This window comes from Pseudoalteromonas sp. S4741, from assembly GCF_005886135.1.
In the GTDB taxonomy this organism is placed as follows: domain Bacteria; phylum Pseudomonadota; class Gammaproteobacteria; order Enterobacterales; family Alteromonadaceae; genus Pseudoalteromonas; species Pseudoalteromonas tetraodonis.
The window spans coordinates 1-1,154 of sequence record NZ_PNCN01000205.1; the positions used below are offsets into that span (position 1 = coordinate 1).

Below are 1,154 nucleotides of genomic sequence, written 5' to 3' on the forward strand. Positions count from 1 at the left end.
GTGACTACTCACCGCCTTATCAGGCGATGCTTCTTATTTCGTTAGCCGTTGCTCGGTAGTATCGAGACTTACGCAGCTTCCATAAGCAGAGACGACTGTCCAGCCGCCTTTAATTCCTGAATACCTTTATCACGGATATTGAGGGCGGCATTTAAGTCGCGATCTATACCTGTAGTGCCGCAAGATGGACAATCCCACTTGCGAACTGATAAGGGGATTTCATCCATTTTATGACCGCAACAATGACAAGTTTTAGAGCTTGCATACCACTGGTCGAGCTTCACTAGGTGCTTACCTTGCTCTTTCAGTTTGTACTCCAACTTAACGACAAAGCCATGCCATGAGGCATCCGCTATGTGTTTCGCCAGTTTGTGGTTTTTCATCATATTGGCTGATTTCAATGTCTCAACTATCACCGCTTGGTTTTCGTCAACGAGAGTTCGAGAGAGTTTGTGTTGAAAGTCAGCGCGAGCATTCGCTACTTTTTCATGGCATTTGGCTACCAGCAAACGTGCTTTTGCCCTGTTTGCGCTGCCTTTTGCTTTTCTGGATAACTGACGCTGTTTGCGTCTGAGGTTTTTCTCAGCACGTTTTACAAATCTTGGGTTGGCGGTTTTTCTGCCATTAGATTGAATAGCAAAATGAGATAAACCTAGATCGATACCTGTAACCTTACTTATCGTGTGAAGCAGTACTGGCGCTTCAACTCCATCATCAACAAGGAGCGAGGCGTAGAACTTACCCGTTTTGCTTAGGCTTACCGTGATGCTTTTAACTGAGCCAATAATTTCACGATGGATATTCGCTTTAACAGGCTTCATCTTTGGGAGCTTGATTGCGCCATCAAGCACCTTAACACCTACGCAGTGGTAACTAGATTGTTTGCCCTGCCTACGTTTGAATTGCGGGTATTTGGCTTTTAACTTTGGATTGAAAAAGTTATCAAAGGCTTGATGAAGGTTAATCACCGATTGCTGCAAAGCGATGGAGTCGTATTGCTTCAACCAGTGGTATTTTCGTGATTTCTTGGCAACTGCAAGTAGTGGCTTTATATCCTTTTTAGGATTCAGAGTGACGCCATACTTGCGGTACATGTGAGATTTTAAATGAAGAGCTTTGTTATACGCAAAACGCACAGCGCCAAACTGAGCAAT

General features: G+C 44.2%; 1 protein-coding gene. It reads right to left on the reverse strand.

Going from position 1 to position 1,154, the window contains the following annotated elements; genetic code table 11:
- Positions 1 to 68 precede the first annotated feature (68 nt).
- Positions 69 to 1,154, reverse strand: a 1,086-nt coding sequence (locus CWC30_RS17675) for an RNA-guided endonuclease TnpB family protein (RefSeq protein WP_212746089.1), incomplete at its 5' end; no start/stop codon positions are given.